At 39.8% G+C, this 18,820-nt stretch carries 15 protein-coding genes; 4 read left to right on the forward strand and 11 right to left on the reverse strand.

Features of this window, described 5'->3' with window-relative positions; translation table 11 throughout:
- Positions 1–457 precede the first annotated feature (457 nt).
- The 5 genes from R2Q66_RS16770 to R2Q66_RS16790 form a co-directional block, all read right to left on the reverse strand.
- Positions 458–679: a hypothetical protein gene (locus R2Q66_RS16770; protein WP_316751084.1), complete on the reverse strand. Its 222-nt coding sequence runs from the start codon at positions 677–679 to the stop codon at positions 458–460.
- Positions 680–811: 132 nt separating this feature from the next.
- Positions 812–1,474, reverse strand: coding sequence for an NADPH-dependent F420 reductase (locus R2Q66_RS16775; protein ID WP_316751087.1), 663 nt, complete (start codon positions 1,472–1,474; stop codon positions 812–814).
- 115 nt (positions 1,475–1,589) lie between these two features.
- On the reverse strand, positions 1,590–2,165 hold the full coding sequence (locus tag R2Q66_RS16780; protein ID WP_316751089.1) for a Crp/Fnr family transcriptional regulator: 576 nt from the start codon (positions 2,163–2,165) through the stop codon (positions 1,590–1,592).
- A gap of 130 nt (positions 2,166–2,295) precedes the next feature.
- Positions 2,296–2,694, reverse strand: coding sequence for a hypothetical protein (locus tag R2Q66_RS16785; protein ID WP_316751091.1), 399 nt, complete (start codon positions 2,692–2,694; stop codon positions 2,296–2,298).
- Positions 2,695–2,699: 5 nt separating this feature from the next.
- Positions 2,700–4,100: an MFS transporter gene (locus tag R2Q66_RS16790; protein WP_316751093.1), complete on the reverse strand. Its 1,401-nt coding sequence runs from the start codon at positions 4,098–4,100 to the stop codon at positions 2,700–2,702.
- An 84-nt stretch (positions 4,101–4,184) separates the two neighbouring features.
- Here R2Q66_RS16790 and R2Q66_RS16795 point away from each other — a divergent pair, with 84 nt between their 5' ends.
- Positions 4,185–5,081 carry an AraC family transcriptional regulator gene (locus tag R2Q66_RS16795; RefSeq protein WP_316751095.1) on the forward strand — a complete coding sequence of 299 codons (897 nt, stop codon included), beginning with the start codon at positions 4,185–4,187 and terminating at the stop codon, positions 5,079–5,081.
- On the opposite strand, the gene R2Q66_RS16800 is transcribed toward R2Q66_RS16795, so the two are convergent.
- The gene (locus R2Q66_RS16800) at positions 5,078–6,589 is read right to left on the reverse strand and encodes a PQQ-dependent sugar dehydrogenase (RefSeq protein ID WP_316751097.1); all 1,512 of its coding nucleotides are present in this window, start codon (positions 6,587–6,589) and stop codon (positions 5,078–5,080) included. The genes R2Q66_RS16795 and R2Q66_RS16800 overlap by 4 nt on opposite strands.
- 99 nt (positions 6,590–6,688) lie before the next feature.
- Complete coding sequence (locus R2Q66_RS16805) at positions 6,689–7,750, reverse strand: helix-turn-helix domain-containing protein (RefSeq protein ID WP_316751099.1); 1,062 nt, start codon at positions 7,748–7,750, stop codon at positions 6,689–6,691.
- Between the two features lie 473 nt (positions 7,751–8,223).
- Here R2Q66_RS16805 and R2Q66_RS16810 point away from each other — a divergent pair, with 473 nt between their 5' ends.
- A complete protein-coding gene (locus R2Q66_RS16810) occupies positions 8,224–8,925 on the forward strand; it encodes a DUF4142 domain-containing protein (protein ID WP_316751101.1) in 702 nt (233 codons plus the stop codon).
- 23 nt (positions 8,926–8,948) lie between these two features.
- Here R2Q66_RS16810 and R2Q66_RS16815 read toward each other — a convergent pair whose 3' ends face one another.
- Positions 8,949–9,968: an LLM class flavin-dependent oxidoreductase gene (locus R2Q66_RS16815; RefSeq protein ID WP_316751103.1), complete on the reverse strand. Its 1,020-nt coding sequence runs from the start codon at positions 9,966–9,968 to the stop codon at positions 8,949–8,951.
- A 121-nt stretch (positions 9,969–10,089) separates the two neighbouring features.
- Positions 10,090–11,178: a hypothetical protein gene (locus R2Q66_RS16820; RefSeq protein ID WP_316751106.1), complete on the reverse strand. Its 1,089-nt coding sequence runs from the start codon at positions 11,176–11,178 to the stop codon at positions 10,090–10,092.
- 279 nt (positions 11,179–11,457) lie between these two features.
- Between R2Q66_RS16820 and R2Q66_RS16825 the strand changes: the two genes are divergently transcribed.
- Together R2Q66_RS16825 and R2Q66_RS16830 are read left to right on the forward strand one after the other, a co-directional pair.
- Complete coding sequence (locus R2Q66_RS16825) at positions 11,458–13,293, forward strand: hypothetical protein (RefSeq protein ID WP_316751109.1); 1,836 nt, start codon at positions 11,458–11,460, stop codon at positions 13,291–13,293.
- 412 nt (positions 13,294–13,705) lie between these two features.
- Positions 13,706–16,285 (forward strand): TonB-dependent receptor, encoded by a 2,580-nt coding sequence (locus R2Q66_RS16830; RefSeq protein WP_316751111.1) that lies wholly within the window; start codon positions 13,706–13,708, stop codon positions 16,283–16,285.
- 69 nt (positions 16,286–16,354) lie between these two features.
- On the opposite strand, the gene R2Q66_RS16835 is transcribed toward R2Q66_RS16830, so the two are convergent.
- Both R2Q66_RS16835 and R2Q66_RS16840 read right to left on the reverse strand, forming a co-directional pair.
- Positions 16,355–17,935: a hypothetical protein gene (locus R2Q66_RS16835; RefSeq protein ID WP_316751112.1), complete on the reverse strand. Its 1,581-nt coding sequence runs from the start codon at positions 17,933–17,935 to the stop codon at positions 16,355–16,357.
- Positions 17,936–17,939: 4 nt separating this feature from the next.
- Positions 17,940–18,812 (reverse strand): ABC transporter ATP-binding protein, encoded by an 873-nt coding sequence (locus R2Q66_RS16840; protein WP_316751113.1) that lies wholly within the window; start codon positions 18,810–18,812, stop codon positions 17,940–17,942.
- Positions 18,813–18,820 lie beyond the last annotated feature (8 nt).

Raw genomic sequence — 18,820 nt, forward strand, 5'->3', positions numbered from 1 at the left:
GGATCATTTCCGCTTTTCTTTTTATAGTTATTTCTTGTCTTTTACTTTTAGATCAGAAAAATCGAAAAGCTCCATCGGATTAATTTCGAGAAACTTCGCATAAGTGGCAGCATGGCTAACACTAGTATTCACTTGCCCTGGTTTGGTGGTGCCCCAACCAGGTGCCCTAAGAACAAAAAAGATATAAGAGTGCTTATAGTCAGTTTAGGATGGGGCATTTTATAAAAAAAAGGCACCATTGACAGACAAATGGCACCTTTTTCTATTACTGATGTTACTCTGATAATTACTTTAGCTGATTGAACATATAACGCGCTATTTTCCAAACACCATTATCTTTTCTCATCAAGAAAAACTCTCTGTTTAACTCTTCTGTTTTTTGACTATTAGCGTGAATGAATTGTGTTCCGCTTGATTGGGTGCGAACAAATGCTACGTTATCATCCAATGACACAATTTACTCAACCTTAAAGGTTACATTAAGCTGAATTGCCTTAAATACATTCTCATAAGCCATTGTAAGTTCCGCCATTCCCCTGGCTGTAGGGAAACCTGTAGGCATAAAAACACCATCTCCGGTATATTGACCAACGGCCTGTTGCACATTCGATTTATTGAGTGCATCAAAATAAATGCTTAGTGATTTCTCTATTGCTGTTTGTGTTATTTGATTTTCCATTGCTTTAGATTTTTTTGAATTAGAAACATTAAAATTGTCTTCTTGATTTTTGGTTCCGTTTTGACAGGCAGTTAAGGACAATAACAGTACTACCGATATCATAACTATTCTCATAATGCCTTGTTTTTTTTGTTAGTTTAATACGTTTTTTGCTTCTTCAAGCGTTACGGTCTTACCCAATGCCCCAAACTCATGTAGGTCACCAAACACTTCAATGCGGATAGACTGACTCATCCCGCCTATATGAAAAGGCTTAAAGCCGCTATCGGTAATCAATTCCTCTATTTGTTTATTGCTGTTCGTACTGTCCGATGCGTAGAAAAGCACCTTTCTTTCAGGCTCTGCAAATGCATCTCCTGACAAGGAGCCTGCACCTAATGTTCCGAATGCCTTTACAAGGCTTGCATCTTTTGGTATCAATGGTAAAAGGGTTTGACCGGCAGAGACATCTTTATCAATAATTTTTTTGAAACCTCCATTGCCATCCGGTGCAATAGGATTGGACACATCCACAATTATTTTGCCCTTCAGCTCGGTGGCATATTTCCCTAAAAATTCCTTGATTTTATCAAAATAGATGGCTGGAATAATGATATCAGCATCGTTGATAGCCTGACCTATTTCTTCGGCCGTAGCAAGAGTGCCTATCTCCGCAGAAAGGCTTTTTGCCTTTTCAATTTCTCTGGAAGAAAGAATAACCGGATGGTTACCTTTTACAAGATTGGCAACAATGGCTTTACCGATGTTTCCCAAGCCGATAACGGCTACTTTAGTTTTTTTATTTGTTGTGTTCATCGCCTTATATTAAAAATTTGTATGTCGATATTGACAATACAAAGTTGCAATGAACAATCAATCTGAACTTATAAGGTATAATAAGAAATACCCTTAATGTAGTTTAAGAGCTAAGCTATTTTTTAAATCGCTCATTCTTTATTTTACTTAGAAATTCGGGGGTAACACCCAAATAGGAAGCGATTTGAGTACTGGGTAGCCTATTGCTTAATTGGGGATATTGGTTAATAAAACTTTCATACCTGTTCAATGCAGTGGCACTAACCGTTTGCAATAACCTGTCTTGAAGTTCGATATACTTGTCTTCAATAATTACACGGAAGTTTCTGTCAAACTTAGGATAATTGATATACAAATACCACAAGTCTCCTTTAGACAGTTGTAATACTACAGATGGCTCAATGGCTTCTATGAACAGTTTGGAAGGTTGTTCCTTATGCAAACTGCCAATATCCGAAATCCAGTCGTCTTCAACAGCAAAGGCGAGATTGTGCTCAACGCCTTTATCATCTACACCATACATTTTGAAGCAGCCACTTTGTACATAGGTAAAGGACTTGCATACATCTCCCTCCTGTAAAAGGAACTGTCTTCGTTTGATCTTCCTTTCCGTCAGGCGACTTGTCAAAGCCAGTTTCTCCTCTTCATCCAGAGGGAGATATTTATTGAAATGGTTGATTATGTTTTCCAAAATGATAGTCGCTTTATTAATCTCCAATATAACCGCTTTCTGATCAATATCCAAAGTCTTAGACTCCCCAAATTAATGATAAAAGATGCCCTTGATTAAGTGGTACCTTTCCTTTTTTATGCCTTAAATTTTATGGCAGAAAGGTTTCATGTAAATCCAGCCATTGTAAATGGCCTTCTTCATTATAAACAAATAAAGCAGTCGAAATCCGCTTATTATCTGCCCCTCCCCCAATTTGGGTTTCTATATACTCCATCAATATTGCGCCTTCCTGTTCAAAACGCAGCTTGATATCCTTGACTTCCAATACAATTCCCGGTTTCGCACCATATACAGAGGGCAACCAACCCGCCAGATCAGCGCGGCTCTTACATGCTCCTGTCGGACTGATCATTCTAAAGTTTACATGAAAGCTCTTCAATGCCAACATTTCTTCTTTTTCGCCTGCGGTCATCTCTCCCCTAAACCATTTTCCAATCTGTTCATGGAAATGAACAATTTCATGTCTGGCCAATTCGTTTAAATTCATAATTATTAATACTTATTATTTTTCAATTTTATCCCATAATATAACGCAACTAATTCCAGGGATCCCAGTACCAGAAGCGCAATCATAAAGGCCTTGGTATAACTAGCGGCTAGCGGCAACACACTAAAGAATAAAGTTCCGATTACTGCAACCCCCAGAGCACTCCCTAGCTGGATCGCGGTGCTTACGATCCCCGCTGCCAAACCTGCCGTCGCAACAGGGGTATCCGCTAACACCAGGCGTACCACAACCGGCATCACAATACCATGCCCTACACCTGCACACAATAAAGCTCCATATAAAAGCGGGCCCGGCATGGGTTGATACCACAATATTCCAGCAGATAATATAAATCCCATACTCAATAAAGTTAATCCAATCGTCAGGATATGATCTTTATATTTTCTCGCCAGCACTGCAGTCAACAGTGGACCTATAAAAAATCCAGCAGCATAAGGCAATACGGCCAAACCTGCCGACAATACTGTCCAATGAAAGCCACTTTGCAAATAAACCGGATAAATCATAAAAAATGAAGCCGTATTGTTAAAAAGAAAAATAACGGCCAGGCCTGTGACAAATTTCTTATCCTTAAACAGCTTTAAATAAATCAGAGGATCTCTTCCTTCGGCCGTTACACGTTTTTCTGTGCATATAAACCAAAGCCCAAAAGGCAAGGACATGGCCATACAAACGAATACCCAGACTGGCCAACCGGCCTCTCTCCCTTTGATCAGCGGATAGATGAATAGGAATAAGGTAATCGAAATGAGGATCACACCGCATATATCTAACTTAGGTCTTTTTTCAGGTCGGTTTTCAGGGATAAAGAGGAACGAAAGAATAATTGCAAGGATCCCGACAGGAACATTAATCAGGAATACCGTTTCCCAGGTTAGTCCAAAGGGTCGCCATTCCAGTAACATTCCTCCACAAAGCTGCCCGGCAATAGAAGCCAGTCCGAAGGTAGCGCCAAACAAGCCCATCGCCTTTGGTTGTTCCAGATCCGGAAAAATTACCCTGATCGAAGAGATCACCTGTGGTGCCATCATGGCTGCTCCCAATCCCTGTAAAATTCGGGCCACAATCAATATCTCCGCATTTGGGGCCATTGCACAAGCCATGGAGGTCAGTGTAAACAGGCACATTCCGGTTATAAAGATCCGCTTTCTGCCATAAATATCACCTAAGCGACCTCCGGTTACGACAAATACCGCATAAGTGGCACCATAAGAGGTAACGATGAACTGAAGCTCAGTACTATTGGCGTGTAATCCCTGTTGCATCGCTGGCAATGCAACATTGACAATAAAGAAATCCAGAGGGGATAAAAAAGCTCCCATTAACAATACGCCTAATGCCTGCCACCTGGTGGGATAAGGTATTGAAGTGTTACTTTCTGACATACAAATTATTTTAGGCCACAAAGGAAGCGCTGATAGCCGGGAGAAAAATTGGACTTTAAAAGGATTATCCTGTACATTTGCCCAATGTATACCAAGGAAAAAAAGCAGCCCTTTGACCTGTTTCTATTAGAAACAGATACCTGGAGCCGCCTTGCTTTGCAACATGTGTTTGAGTTGGTATACTTGGTTTCCGGAACTGGAAAGGCATTAATCAATGGCAATATCCATGATTATTCTGAAGGTAAAATCTTCCTGTTCAGCCCGGAAGACAAATACTCATTTGACCTGAAATCCAGAACTCAATTTCTTTTTATCCGCTTCAATGACCTATCATTCTCTCAATTCAAAAATGAAATAGAAGAACTGGAATTTTGCGACTGGACAAAAAAAGCACAATACCTTTTTAATAACCTCCATGCTAAGGCGGGATGTGTCTATCGCAATGCTGATGATGAGCAATTCGGAAAAGTGCTGCTCTCAGCAGTCATCAGGGAATATCAGCAGAAAGAAGCTGGTTATCTGCTGGTCATTCGCCAGTCTGTTTCTACTTTGGTAAATATTCTTGCCCGTAATATCTCCTTAACCGAACCGTCAAAACTTCGAAAGAAAACCCCTAAAAACGACATTATTCAGATTGTTGCTTATTTACAGCAATACATTACTGAGCCCAAACGCCTTCGGATAAAAGCAATTGCAGATCATTTTCATTTTTCTCCAAACTACCTTGGTGAGCTCTTCCGTGAACGTACCGGAGAAAGCATTCAGGATTATGTGATCAACTACAGGTTAAAACTCGTAGAAACCAGGCTTGCCCATAGCAATATGCGCATTACTGAAATCGCAGAAGAACTCAACTTTACAGATGAGAGCTATTTATCCAGGTTATTTAAAAAACATCGGGGCATTACTCCGGGAGCTTACAGGAAACAGTTACTCGCTGACCTGGAAATTAAAACGGTTCATTCATTCCATTCCACTTAAAGAGCTACATTTCTTATCCTTATTAACTTACCATTCAGTTCATCCGTAAGAATGTATAATTTACCCATAGGACTTTGCGTCACTTTTCGTATTCTTACTTTATCATCTGTAAAAAGCTCTTCAGCGCTTTTTATATTCTCCCCCTCTATTACCATACGCCATAAGCTACCTTTTGATAATCCTGCAACAAGTAAGTTTCGTTTCCATGCTACAAACTCATTTCCCGAATAAAAATGTAATCCGGTAGGTGCTACAGTTTGTAACCAGGACCATACAGGGTCTGTATATTTATTATCAGGGATAAGTTTTGGTGCAAATTCTGCAAAACGATACTTTCCCGTGGTTTTCATAGGCCAACCATAATTCGCTTTTGCTTTCAGCACATTAATTTCGTCCCCTTGATGTGTACCATGTTCTGTAAACCAGATTTTATTGGTAGTTGTATCAAGCGTTATACCCTGTGCTGCCCTGATTCCTATAGCATATAATCCCGGACTTGCTTTGCTTCCAAAATCTGGATTGTCTTTTGGAATGGTTCCATCAGAGTTAATTCGATAAATTTTTCCTCTTCTATCTTCAATATTCTGGGCAATGGGAATTGCAGGCTCATCCTGCTCAGAAAATAATCTTTCGCCGATAGTAAAATATAATTTACCATCTTTACCAAACACCATTCCACCTCCATAGTGATACCGCTCTCTTGTATAAGGTTCTGCTACAAAAAGCACTTTAATTTGCTGTAAAGTTTCGTTTTCTAATAATGCTCTTATAATTTTAGTAGTTCTATTATTAGCCTTTAGAGCAACGTAGGATAAGTAAACATATTTATTTGTTTTAAAATCAGGGTCTAACAGCACTTCAAATTTACCTGTGTTGTCTCCAAAGCCAGTAATGCTATCATCCAGGTCGGCTGGATAACCTTGTATCTTAGTCTTTTCTTTAGTCAGGAGGTTAACTTTCACAAGATCGCCTTCTTTCTCAGAGATGAGCGCTTCCTCTTCTGAAATAAAAGCGACGCTCCAAGGGCGTTTTAAACCTTCTACAAGGATTTCTTTTTTTGGCAGGATAGCATTAACATTAAAGATTTTATGTGGTGTTCTCGTCGAAACTTTATCAGCAATAAACCAGCCTTCATTGGTTTTCATCAAATTGAAATAATCAGTAAACAGGTCTCTTTCCGTACTAATTTCTACTTTTGCACTACCCATATTGTTGGTAATATCGATAGCAACTATACTGGTTTTTAAATTCTTAGTACGCTCATGAAGTTTGAATAAGCTGAGATACTGATTTCTGGTAAATGTGATAAATTTACCATTGTTATAATTCTTTAGATGACAAGAAGGATGCATAGCCCCGCCCAATTTAGTAGTGTCTCCAGTTGCCCAGCCATCGAAATAGCGTTGTATTGTATTTTCTATTAATTGCCTTTCAGTCGGCTGATTTTGGGGAAATGCTGAGAAAAAAAAGGCGACCAGTACAATGATAGTCAGAATTACATTTTTCATAAAAGTGTTTTGATAATTAGTGAAATTTTTACTTGTTGCTCAAATTTGCACTGTACTTTTATGATCAGGGTCTTGTAATTTAAATCTAGTAGTACGGTTTTATAAATCTGGAGTGTTTAACTGCTGATAAACACCGGGCGTTGCGCCCTTCATTTTTTTGAACGCTGCAAAGAAAGTAGATTTTGCATTAAATCCCACTTCATCGGCTACTGCTTCAATAGTAAGGTTTGTATTACTTAATAATAGTTTACAAGCTTCATTTATTCGGTACTCGTTAATAAACAGTGTAAAATTCTTATCAATACTTTCATTTAGAATTTGCGAAAGTTGATGACCAGAAATGTTAATCGCTTTGGCCAGGTCTGATACTTTCAAGTTTGGATTTTTAAAAAGCTCTTTCTCAGTCATTACTTTGGTTAGCCTGGAGATGATTTGCTTCACTTCTTCATCATCCAGCTTTTTGTCGGCATATTTCTGAACAGAGAAAGCAGACAGATCGTTTGTTTTCTTTCGGTAAAGCAATGTAAATACCACTAAATAAAGAATCAAAGAAAAGAATACAGCCGCACCTATATAGCTACCCTTGGTAATATTCAGGATTGCCCAAACATAGGATGTGAAAAGTATCAGGACCCCACCGTAAATGGTTAATATCCACTTTTCAAACGTCTTTAGTTCTTCTTTATGGAATAATCTTTTTACTATTGGCACCAACAAAAACGCTGAAAAAACAATATAAATACCCCATTGAAAGTAAATGAGAGGAATGATATAGTTCCACCATAAGGAAGCAAAATATTCATAAGGATAAATAGTGCCGATGACTACAATCAGGACCAACCAACCTACAAGTTGCCATAACCACAAACCAGGTAATCTTTTAATTTTTTTAGCTTCCGCTTTGATAAAAAAATACAAAAACGGTCCGATAAAAAGACACGCTGTTAGTCCAAGTTGAAGGTAAATGCGAGGTAAACTACTGTCGAAAAAATAGACAACAGATTTTCCGATCCTGATACTCAATACAACTAACAATGCTCCTAAAAGATAATTAGACAAATGTTTCTTAGCCGTAAAGAAGATAAAATAAACACCTAATACGAGTGCGTTAAATGCCCCCAAAAAACTAAAAAAGAATAATATTTTCTCGCCAAAACTCATATAATATTTTAAAATTATTTTACTTTCAAAACTTTATCTACTTCATTTACAATAGGTCCGATTTTGAAATAGGACTAAAGATATGCCCCCAGCTCTTGCACTTTCCAGGCAGTTTTTGGCACAATTGCTACCGTATCCCTTTGGGCTATAGTGGAGATTTTGGATGATTGTGCTAAGCAGGTAGGTAAGCAACAGTTACCATAATAATGTCATGTACATAAACCTACATAAAAAAGATGATTTTGTAATATCCAACAATCAAACATCCCCGAAATAGAAAACTTAAGCCCCCTTACTGAGATGCAAAAACCAACACATCTTGATTGAGTTAATGCAACGATTTAAATTTATTCAATAAATCAGCAAAAAAATGAAAATTGATTATTCCTTTTTAAACACAGCTCATCTTAATTTGGCTTATCTTTATATAAACTCTATAGTTTTGATTCAGTAACCAACCTAATCAGGGACCTATGAATACACTTCGACTAATCGCAACTTCAGCACTATTGTCCTGCCTGCTCTACTCTTGTTCGACCTCCAGGAATTCAACTGCTGAGGGAAAAAGAAAGCGTACAAAAATAACCACAGTTTACCCTGGAATAAAAAACCCCAGCAGGTCTGTCATTAATGCAACCGGCGACGGATTAACACCAGGGATCCATCCCACAAATGGTGCTGGTTCAATGGTAAATGCAACTAACGCTGCCAGCAATGCCATTGGAAGAGCAAATGAGCTGGCTAAAGGGAAACAGCTGAGCTTAGAGACACTTACAGATGCAGAGTTGATCAACAGGATTTCTACAGCGCAACAAATGGAAATCAGTACAAGCAACAGCATGCATCGTACAACGAAAAATGATAAGATCAGGGACTATACCAACATGGTTTCTACCGATCATATGGAGATTCAGAAAGAATTAAAAAAGCTGGCTTCAGAGAAAAACATTAAAATAGATAAGGAAGTCTTTTTGGCCGGCAGTCCTAAAACTGATCTTGATTTTATTAAAATGATGATTGAAAGCAACCGGAACCTCATCACCCTGTATACCATAGTTAGCAATTCTGATGAACCCGGGTTACGGGCATTTGCATTGAAACAATTACCAATATTAAAAAAACACATGGACACCGCTTTAAAAACAAGAGGCGAACTGGATAAAAAAGCTAACTAATAAAAAAAAGCCAATCCACACCATTAAGCATTTTGGAGAAGAGGCATCACTTTATTGCCAATCAGTTCAATTGAGCTCATTAATTGCGCATGGGTCAGCCCGGCATTATCCATTTGAAAGGTAAACCGATCGACCCCGCCTAAGGCTTCGCTGTGTCGCAAAAGCTTCTCGGCTACCTGTTCAGGTCCGCCAACAACAAGTACACCTTTTGGAGCAATCAAAGTATCGAACTGCGATCTGGTTACCGCTGGCCAGCCTCGCTCCCTGCCGAGTTTTGTCCAGAGTTCTGCGTAACCCGGATAATAATCAGCGACAGCCTGTTCATTGGTTAAAGCCACATATCCTGGCGAATGTAATCCGACCTTGAGCTGATCCGGGGTAAATCCGGCCTTATAGCCTGCCTCGCGATAAAGATCGATCAATGGCCGGAAACGGTGCGTTTCGCCACCGATAACCGCAGCCATTAAAGGTAATCCTAATGTACCCGCCCTTGCAAAGGATTCCGGAGTACCACCTACACCAAGCCAAACTGGTAGTTTTTCCTGTAATGACCTTGGGTAGACTGGTAGATTATCCAGGGCTGCTCTGAATTTACCCGACCAGCTAACAAATTCCTGATCACGTATTTTAAGTAACAGCTCAAGTTTTTCTCTAAATAATGCGTCATAGTCGTTCAGACTAAAGCCAAACAATGGGTAAGCTTCTACCGATGAGCCACGACCAACCACCAACTCGGCACGTCCTTTCGAGATCAGATCAAGCGTCGCAAAGCTCTGGTAAATTCTTACCGGATCAGCTGCGCTCAATACCGTAACTGCGCTGGTTAACCGTATGCGCTTAGTGCGCGTGGCCGCAGCACCCAGGATCACAGCAGTAGCAGAATCCAAATATTCCTTCTTATGGTGCTCGCCAATGCCAAAAACATCCAGCCCTGCCTCATCAGCTAACGCGATCCTATCTAATAACTGCTCCATCGCATCCACGCTGCTTAGGCTTTTGCTCCCGTACATTGCGGAAGCGAAACTGTCTATTCCAATTTCCATTTTATTTTACTTATAGTCTAACTCATCAGGAGTGTAACAACAAATTAATGATATTGTTTATCTCGTATATAAGACCGGAAATTTGGGCTCTAATTTATTTTACCCCTAATTTTCATTGTCCTCATTTGTTTTTGATGAAGTACAGTTTAGCAGGATCGTTTGTAAACAACTGATATCGAAGATTGGGGTTACTATAAAAGAAATAACGTGAAAATTCGCCCTTGAGTTGTGCTTGCTTGATTTCCCAGTCCTTCCCCATTATTAGCGCTTCCTTAATTTTCAAAGTATCTCTGCCATCAATGACATTGGTAAATAAGTAGCCATCCCAATTTTCTGAACCGGAATCACTGCGCTTCAATTTTATTCTTTGAAAATATTGATATTGAATGCTTTCAATATCATTTGGAACCAATTTATAATCTTCCCTTGAATAATACCGGAATAAATCATTCCTGACATTACCTAAACTTTCAACAGTCCGACCGACTTTTGTATCATTATAAAATGCTTTCCATTTATCGTTTTCCCTAAATACTGTTTTTGTATATTTTTTGGATGTCCGACCAGTTGTCCAACACTGTTTTGAAAATAAAAAAGTAGCCTTTCCTTCAAAACTTGCAATAAAATCAGCTTGTTTATTCGCGTCGAAACTAAAATCTGCGTTCTGCGTTTCAATTTTCCTTTTCGAAGTATCGCCATCTAAAGGCCAGGTTCTGTAGTAGTTTTCATCTACATTGATCAGATAACCTTCAAAAAGAATTTCATAAGGATTAGCTGGTTTGTATTTAGCCATGAAATTGCCGAGGCTATCAAATTTAGAATATTCCTTTTGTCGAATAGCTTCAGTACCTGGTTTTACATCTTTAACTTCAGCTACTATTAATTGATTTTTTGTGGTTAAGTAATGTTCCAGATCAGTATTCCCATCAATTACCAATTTCATTTCCTTGTTTTCAAAGGGCACTACAGGCTGCTTGAGGTCTTGATATTCATTGTATTCCTTAGGCAAACGACTACTGCTAACCAGGTTTACAAAAAAAACATCAAGGTCAGAATTGCCAATAGCTATAACAGCACCATAAACAGCAAGACTGCCAAAAAGCCAACGTAATTTCTGTATGGATTTAAAATAAACAAAAATGAAATAAAAAATGAAGCTTCCAATAAAAAGACCAATAGCAACGAAGAAATGAAAAAGTTCAGCATACATTCCTGTGATTAAAACAGGTGCGATCAGGAGATAAACCGCAGTTAAGCTAAAAGCAATGAAAAATGCTTTTATAAGATGTTGTTTCTTACTCATTTCAATTTTTATGGTGGTCAATTTCGGGCGAATCCCAGTTTGCTGCTCTAAATTACAAGATTCCCTTTCTTATTAAGCATGCAATGCAACATTTATATAATTCGGGTGTCTTTTCGTCATTATGCTTTAGCCTTACCTAATTATAGCAACCTAATTGATCATAAAACCAAAGCTAATTCCGCTCCGATGACAAAAAACCTAATCGCCAACACCAAAATTTACACCATCCTACTGTTTACCTTGCTAACCGCAGCGAATCGTTGTTTCGCTCAAAATCAATACAAAACAAACAACCTGAAACAGCAGATTGCCTTAATAGATACTGCTTTCCAAAAAAACAATATAGGAGATTTCAATAACCTGGTGCCCATTCCAGATGTTCAGGAATTCTATGCCTCACTGATCAATGAAAAACTAACCAAGCAAGCAGGAAACTCCAGAATCATTCGCACTGATAAAAATACTGCCTATGTTTTTCTGAGCGGACTTGCTTTATATGGTAATTCGGGCGATGAAACCAATTACTCCAGTAACTATACCGGGATTTACAAATTTGAACGGACATCAGGTTTCTGGAAACTAAAAAACAGGGTTAATATTGACCAGGCAAATCGAATAAAAACACACCACATTAAACTAGACATCCTCCCTGGAAAAAGTATAAAAATTAAAGACACCCTTACACTTGATGTGAATGATTTCTTTGGCTTTGCCACAAAACTAAACCACAGGGCTAAATTAGAAAACCTATCCCTGAACGGTTCTAAAGTAGATTTCACATTCAGCGGAGGCTTACTATGGGTAAATGCTAAAGTGAAGAAAAACCAAAAGCTCCTGATTGAGTATTCAATTAATGTCGAAAAAGACGAGAAAGATCAGAATTCAGCTTATTTTTCTGAGGCCTTTGGACATGTGCGAAATCAATATTTCTGGCATCCATTCTTCAGTTTTTCCAGTCCGAATGACCGGGCTGATTTCATCTTGCAGGTAACCATTCCAAAGGCTTATCACCTGAGTACAAGTTTGCCCCAAAAAGAATCAGTTGCAGGTGATTTAAGGATTATTAAAGCTAAATCTGAGCAAGCCACCTTCGGTTTATCTGTTTATTATGATAAGGACTGGGAAGTCACTACATTTAAAAAGGATCAGATTGATCTGGTGGTCTATGCAACAAAAGATTTTCTCCCCGGAAAAGAAGCACTGTATGCCGCATTCGCTAAAGATTATGATACCCTTCAAAAGCATTTCGGAAAACCATTAAGTAATTACATTGGCATCGTTCAAGATAGAACTGGTGGAAATGGCTGGCAAAACAGAAGTAATAGTATCATTGTTGCCGGAGAAAAAGGGAGCAATTTGATTACGGACAAGCCTAATCCCAGAGCAATTTTCGGACACGAGATTGCCCACGGCTGGACAAGTCCAACAGGGCCTGCTACCAATTTCTTAACAGAAGGCTGGGCAACTTATGCTGAATCTTTGCTTTTATCATCAGTTTATGGCGACTCCATTATCAATAAGTTCTTTAAATCTCAGAAGCGGATCTATATCAACAATAAATTTGATGCCAACGGGTCATTATGGGACGATTACAGCAATAGCGGCGTTTCTTATAGCAAAGGAGCCTGGTTGTTTTATATGCTCGAACATCAACTTGGCAAGAAAAATCTATCCATTGCCATGCGGAACTTCATCAGCTCAGGAGATCAGTCTATTCAATCGTTTATCCATCAACTTAGCCGCGTTGCCGGCAGTGATATGGAACCTATGCTCCATTCCTGGTTAAAGAGCAAAGAAATTCCGTTATTAAACATTCAGCAATCCGGAAATCAGCTTAAAATTCGCCAGGAAAGAGATGTCTTCCTGTTTCCCCTTGAAATTAAGCTCAAACTAAAAGATGGCAGCTACCTAAACAAAGTGATCAGTATCAACAGTCAGGAACAGTTTTTAAATATAGCCGGGGCTGAAATTGACAGCTACACCGTAGATCCTGAACACAAACTTTTATTGACTATAAAATAACCCCTACCGGCGGTCCAGCCCAAGCCCTCTTCCCTAAATCAGGGCAAAAGAGGGCTTGCTTAAAATAAATACTACAAAATCCATAGATTTTATTGCATTAATAAAAAAGAACGCTATCTTCGTAACATCAAACGAATACTTAACAACCTGGACCCCAATGAAAACAGACTTACATTTCCTAAAAATGAAAAGAAAAACAACTAAAGAAAGCATGTCCTTTCTATTGGGTTGTTGCTGTTGTTGATCCTATTCAGTAATCACTGAACAAGAATAACCCGCTACAAATCTTGTAAATAATTTCGAAACCTGGCTGGATGCTGAAAACATACCTATGGCTTTGCTTTGCAATTTATCTTTTACAATCCCCCGAAAATCAACGCGTAAAACCAACAAACCATTTAATATTAATAAGATGAAAAAACATTTATTTATTATCCTTTCATTTATACTTACGACAAATTATGTTTTTGCCCAAACGGCAATAACAGGTGTGATAAAAACCAGTAACGGCGCTCCGGTGCCACGTGCAACAGTATTGATCAGAGGCACTAAAATTTCTGCAACAGCAGATGATCAAGGTAAGTTCAGTATCGATTCTAAACAAGACCTGCCATTTTACCTTCGGGTGAGTTCAGTGGGCTACAAATCTCAGGATTTCCAGATTTTAAAGCTTCAGGAAGCAGCTTTCGAGTTAATCCTGATTGAAAGTGAACTACTGGATGAAATTGTGGTCACCTCAAGAAGACGTTCAGAGGTGTTGCAGGATGTGCCTATCGCAATCACCGTGATCGGTGGACAAGCAGCAGAAAATGCGGGCGCTTTTAACGTTAACCGCTTAAAAGAGCTGGTTCCTTCTGTACAGCTATATGCTTCAAACGCCAGAAACACCACCCTTAACATCAGAGGCTTAGGCTCAACATTTGGCCTAACCAACGACGGTATTGATCCTGGTGTAGGTTTTTATGTAGATGGCGTTTACCAGGCGCGTCCGGCGGCAACTTCTACAGACTTTATTGACATTGAACAAATAGAAATACTCCGTGGCCCACAAGGAACTTTGTTTGGTAAAAACACGACTGCCGGTGCATTTAACATCACCACTGCTAAACCATCTCAAACACCAGGTGGAAAAGTGGAATTGAGTTTTGGAAACTATAATTTTATGCAAGCAAAAACCTCGGTTACAGGAGGTATTGCAAAAGACCTTGCCGCAAGATTATCCATTTCCGGAACACAACGTGATGGTACAATTTACAATACCAAAGAAGAACGTAGGTACAACGGACAAAACAACCTTGGTTTTAAAGGTCAGCTCTATTATACCCCCTCAGAAAAACTGCAGGTATTGCTAAGTGGCGATGTAAGTATTCAGCATCCAGCCGGTTACTCCCTGATCATTGCAGGTGTTACGCCAACTGAAAGAAGCCCTTACCGCCAGTATGCCCAGATTATTTCTGATTTAGGCTACCAACAACCCTTAATCGACCCTTCTTCCAGAAAAATCAATACCAATACGCCATGGAGACACGACCAATCTATTGGTGGTTTATCTGTAAATCTGGATTACAAAATCGGTAATGGAACACTAACTTCAACTACTGCCTGGAGATTCTGGAACTGGGATCCTACCAACGACAGGGATTTCTCTGAACTCGCTGCACTGACCAAATCTCAGGGAAACTCCCGCCATGATCAATATTCACAAGAGCTGAGATACGCTGGTAATCTAGCGGAAAAAGTAACTGGTGTAATTGGTGTATTTGCCCTTGCCCAGAACTTGAAAGGACTGGATCAAACGGAAGAAGTAGGTAAAGATCAATGGAGATTTGTGCAGACCAGTAATACCGGTGCCCAGGCCTTATACTCCACCCCTGGTTTATTAGACGGCTATGGTATCAGAACCAATTCAACAATTAAATCATTAAGTACGGCGGTATTTGCACAAGCCGACTGGGAGTTTCTAAAAAACCTGCATATTTTACCAGGTTTAAGATACACCTATGACAAGAAAGATGTGGATTATGACAGGGTCACTTATGGAGGCTTACAAACGTCAAATCCAGCATTAATTGCGCTTAAAACCGCGGTGTATAACAACCAGCAATTCAGCACCAGTGTAGACAATAATAATTTATCCGGTAACCTGACCTTATCTTACAGACCTACACCTAAACTAAACGCTTACGGGACTTTCTCAACTGCTTATAAGCCCGTTGGGGTTAATGTTGGTGGTTTGCCAACCACTCCTAACGGAGAACCAGACTTGTCTGTGGCCATTGTAAAACCGGAATATGTGCAACATTACGAATTAGGCGTTAAAACAAAACCTTTTAAAGGTGCAATTGTAAACCTTAGCGCTTTTAATACGGATATTAAAGATTATCAAACCAATGTGCAATCCCCACAACTGGGTGTAAACAGAGGTTATCTTGCCAACGCAGAAAAAGTTAATGTAAAAGGGCTGGAAATTGATGGAATTTATCAGGTAGGAAGGTTCCTGACCGTAAATGCCGCCCTGGCTTATCTGGATGGCAAATATGTGAAATTCACCAATGCACCGCTGCCATTAGAAGAAACCGGACATACGGAAATCATCAATGGTGTAGCCACACAAGTTGCCTTTAAAGATGCTTCAGGAGGTCGTTTACCAGGCATATCTAAATGGAATGTTTCTGGTGGTTCCGAGTTCAGCAATCCAGGTAGTCTGGCCAGCGTAACAGGTAGGTATTTTATTGCAGCTGATGCCAGTTACCGCTCAGATTATTCTTCCAACCCAACCCCTTCCCGTGTATTAGTGGTGGAAGGTTATGCTTTACTAAATGCCAGATTAGGATTCAGATCCGATAAGTTCTCTTTGTTTGTTTGGGCCAGAAATATCGCGAATAAAACCTATTACGAACAATTACAGGCAGCAGCGGGTAATGCTGGTTTATATGCCGGCGTACTTGGAGACCCAAGAACTTATGGAATTACACTCCGCTATTCCCTATAATACGAACTAACTTTTATACCAGCCGCCTCATCCTAAAAAATGAGGCGGCTATTTTTTTATTACACTTTTTTATAAGTGCCTCGCCTGATATCTTCTCGTCATCAAACTAACTATAGCCAAAACCACATTTACACCCAATATCAGAAACATAAACAGGTTGCTGTTCTCCTGAGGCAAGCTGCCCAGATAATCCGTTACCGGTAACTTATTGAAAACACAATAGGTTAGAAAAAAGAACAATACCTCAAACAACTTCTTTCCGCCGGTTAAAATCCCTAAGGCTACCGCCAGCAAAACGATGAATATGGATCCATTTATAATATGGATAATGGCAGAAATATCAGCAGCTAAAGCATAGCGGATGATCACTGGTAAACCCAATCCAAGAGCCAGAATTATACCAGCCAAAACCTGAGCAGGCAGCATCCGCTGTAAAGGTTTATAAGCCGCATAAGCAAAATAATGGACGCGATTAGTCTTCTCTTTAGTGGCCAGCTCCGACCAACGGCTTACCTGCAAAAACAACAATATAGGCAGCAGATAGCTATGGGCCATATTCAATGGTACAAAAAATAACGCTACCCATAAACCTCCATTCAAAAACCATAACCATTTTTTCCCCTGCCGGATCAACAATAAAAACTCGATCTTCACAAAGGGATAAATTCCATAATTAAAACTAAGGGCTGGCAAAGCTGCTTTGCTCAGACCAATAGGATTCAGCAAAGGTTTGTCCACAGTTAAGCTTAACACTTCTTTCTTCTTCTTTTTAGTGCTAAGCGCTTGTCTAAAATCAAAACGGTGAAAAAACAAAGAAGAGATATAAACCAACGAAAAACCAAGACCCATCCACAGTAAGCGACTCGCTATAAATATGCCCGACCAATTCAGGCCTTCCCAGACAAAAGGTTTATAGATTCGCTGGCCATTAAAGATAAATCCAAAGGATACGCTTTTAATATCTTCCCCAAAATTAGTATTGATCTGATGGGTGATACTCCTGGTGATCAGGCTCAGTCCGAATGGGTCAAAAACTCCATTCGTTTCCGCGTCGCTTTTGCTATTGATCAGGCCCATAAAGATCCCACACAGTGTGAAAAAGGCTATAAATTGCAGAACACTATGCTTCGGTAAAAGCACTTCGCCCAGTACAGCCAGCGATGCAACCACAAACAATGCCGGTACAGCAAAAAACAAATAAGGCAATATAAAATTGCTTAAAATAAAGGGATAACCCGTTCCACGGATAAAAAACATCACGATGCTGATGCTAAAGGTAATCCCGGCAATGGTAAGCAATACCAGATAATTACTCAACTGTTTACTCAGCAGGTATTTAAAATTGCTGATGGGTGTAGTCGCAATGATGAGGCCTACTTCGGTATCAATATCTTTTTTGATCCCACTGTTGACCAGCAGAAAACCACAATAAGACAACATGATGGTGGTCATAATGCCGGATACATAACCTATCCAGGCCGAATTATAGACTCCCTTGTACCCTGCCGCACTTAAAGTCGTATAACTGGCATCAGGAGCGGGTATAAAAGACCAGGCCATAAATACCGTAATGGCCAGCGTAATTAAAAAGGAATAACTGCGGGTACGTTGCAGATAATCAGCTTTGATGATCGGATAAATATAGGACATACGCTTAACTGTTATGCTGTGTTAAAAACATATAGGCATCCTCTAAAGTAGCGGTAACCTGGACTGATAATGGAGCAACTACCCCAGCTTTACTGATGTAACGCACACTGATCTTATCCCCCTGGCGTGCGGTACCAATTACTTTATGTTGATTTTTGAAGGAATTCAGGTCAGCATTATCCAACAGTACTTCAAAAATTCGCCCCTCCGCTTGTTTGATGATTTCGTATTGCGGGGCATGTGTGATCAGTTTCCCTTCCTGCATAATAGCCACCTCATCAGCGATGGTTTCAATATCGGATACAATGTGCGAAGAAAGAATGATAATGCTATCCTGGGCCAGATCGGCTATCAACTGACGAAACCGCATCCGTTCTTCAGGATCCAGACCCACCGTAGGTTCATCAAAAATCAATACTTTGGGATCGTTAAGTAACGCTTGCGCGATGCCGATACGCTGTTTCATCCCTCCGGAGTAAGTGCCAATAGGCCTTTTGGCATCTGCGGTCAGGTTAACACCTTCTAAAAGCAGGTCGATTCGCTGCCGGAGTCCTTTGCCTCCCAGGCCTTTCATAGCGGCTATATATTCCAGAAATTCGTAAGCGTTAAGGTTTGGATACACCCCAAAATCCTGTGGCAGGTAGCCCAGCACTTTGCGGATGTAATTGGGATTTTGTACAATGTCGATCCCATCCAAAAGAAGTGTTCCGCCAGAAGGTTTGCTAATGGTGGCAATAATCTTCATCAGGGTAGATTTGCCTGCACCATTTGGCCCCAACAAGCCCAACACTCCTTTATTAATCTGGATTGAAAAGTTGGAAACCGCGGTCTTTTGTACGTTGTATTGTTTGCTAAGGTTATTGATCAGGAGTGCCATACATAATT

It is taken from the genome of Pedobacter gandavensis (genome assembly GCF_032677645.1).
Classification (GTDB): Bacteria; Bacteroidota; Bacteroidia; order Sphingobacteriales; family Sphingobacteriaceae; genus Pedobacter; species Pedobacter gandavensis_A.